At 48.4% G+C, this 1,473-nt stretch carries 1 protein-coding gene; it reads right to left on the bottom strand.

Annotated elements, in window-relative coordinates; all coding sequences use genetic code 11:
* Positions 1 to 142: 142 nt before the first annotated feature.
* Complete coding sequence (locus AC3WQH_RS25445; RefSeq protein WP_007781419.1) at positions 143 to 1,348, bottom strand: transposase; 1,206 nt, start codon at positions 1,346 to 1,348, stop codon at positions 143 to 145.
* Positions 1,349 to 1,473 lie beyond the last annotated feature (125 nt).

Here is a 1,473-nt window from a genome sequence, read left to right as displayed (position 1 = left end):
GAGCCTTTTGCAAAATTCACTTCTTGATTAGACGCGATAAATTCGAAGGAGTCCTTGCATGAAGAATTGTTATCAAAATAAAAGAAAATCAAGGGCTAACACTGATTTTGGGCAGACCTGCAGAATTTTATCGCTCCGTTTTTTACGCAGCTTCCTTCTCGATCTTATGTATTCTTGCCACAGCCAGTGCGGAAACCAAAAGGACGATGGCATTCAGATATACATGCGTCTTGACTTTCTCGATGCCCCATACATGCAGGGAATTGGCTGTCAAATACGATTTGAGGCGAGAGTTGCAACGCTCTACACTGGTTCGTTCGTTGTAAAGTTCTTTCCAGCGTTTGGTATCTCGATGTGGATGGCTGTATCGACGAAGATCATCCTTGATGTCGACTTTCACCACCATGCCGTAATTCGATGCAGAACAAGCCGCCATGCCGAGAGGACAGTCCACTTTTCCTGTTGCATGGGGGCAGCGGAACTTGAGTTGGTCGCCATCGGCTCCCCAATACGTCATCTCGTACCCCATGGAGCAGCAGGGAGTCCCATTTGACGTCATGCCAGCGGGAGGCTCTTTCTCATTGCGTAGATTTAGTGGGATAATCGCTTGCGCCCCGATTCTACGAGCAGCTATGTAATTCTTCAACTGATCGTATCCGGCATCCATCATGACGAAGTCCACTTTTGTTAGCCGACGAGCCGCTACCTGCTCCATCAGCACAGGACCCATATCTCCGTCATTTATATGGGCGGGAGTGACCTTAAGAGCCATGGGCAATTCGCTTTTTGTATCCACCGCAAGGTGAATCTTGTACCCAAACCACGAAAGCTTATTTCCGAACGAGTCGAATTTGGCTCCCCAATTGGCATTGCCTGTCTGCTCACTGCGAGACTTCGGTTGCTTCTTTTCATACGCTTCAATGGCTGCGCTGTCGATGGCCAGATGGTTCCCCTTGATGATTCCTTCACTTTGGCAGAAGCGAACGAGATCCAGAAATAGTTGCTCTGCCAACCCCTTCCTGGTCAGTTCGGCAAATACTCGGCTAATCGTAGCGATTGATGGAGCTGAGCGGTCTAAAGGGAAACCGCATTGATATCTGAAACGCAAATCCAACTCAAGACGACGCTGCAATGTGGTAAATGTTGAGATTCCTTCCAACGGTGCGACCAGGAGTGCCCGAAGAATCGCTTGGCGGCAGTGCCCTTCAGCACCACGGGGTGAAGTACTTCTTAGCTGTTGGGCGTAGGGACGTAAATCAAGCACGCTGAAGAAAATAGGCAATCGCTCCCGCGATTCTAACTTTTGCAGTTCCTCAAAGGAAAACAGACTTTCTTGGAGAATATACAAAGTGACTTCCCTCCTCTGGGGTTTGTGGTTTGGTCACCGAAAAACTTCTCCAGGTCGGGGTGAAGTCCTTTTTTTATGCTCAGAAAACCTTGTTGCTCAAGGGTTTAGATTTATGCAAAAGGCTC

It is taken from the genome of Brevibacillus sp. FW301-21C12A (assembly GCF_058788915.1).
This window is presented reverse-complemented; position numbering and strand designations above follow the sequence as displayed.